1 protein-coding gene is annotated in these 420 nt (G+C 47.6%); it reads right to left on the bottom strand.

The features are described 5' to 3' along the window. Window positions 1-104 precede the first annotated feature (104 nt). A partial coding sequence (locus tag EN906_RS37930; protein ID WP_206529307.1) for a hypothetical protein occupies window positions 105-420 on the bottom strand: 316 nt, incomplete at its 5' end.

Here is a 420-nt window from a genome sequence, read left to right as displayed (position 1 = left end):
TTCCTCGACAAGTGACACCTTGTGTCCGTTAGTCTCCAGCAAAGTCTTCGTTGCAAGCACCGTTTCTGTTTTTCCTGCTGAAAAGGCCCCGCATATCAGTATCTTCACTTTTCTATTTTCCCGGTCGCCCGAAATTTGACCAGTGAATGAAGAGTCACCCCTTTGTTTGCTAAAACGAGGCGTGGATCCTTGATCTCCGGCTCAAACACGACAAGAAACTCCGTGGCCTTTAGCTCGAATTTCTTAAGGTCATCGATCAGTTTCATTGCTTTGGCGCCTCCAGTGGTACTGTCATCGACAATAAGGCCCACAGAATTTTTTGGCGGCTGCGCCAATGCGTCGAAATAGGACGAGAACATAGCAGGGTCTATTTCGAATTTTGGCTTCGAGTTGTGCACAACCAAGGGGAGGTTCAGTATT

Source organism: Mesorhizobium sp. M7A.F.Ca.CA.004.06.1.1 (assembly GCF_003999135.1).
In the GTDB taxonomy this organism is placed as follows: Bacteria; Pseudomonadota; Alphaproteobacteria; order Rhizobiales; family Rhizobiaceae; genus Mesorhizobium.
Note: the sequence above shows the minus strand (reverse complement) of the source record. Positions and strands in the feature narration are given on the sequence as shown.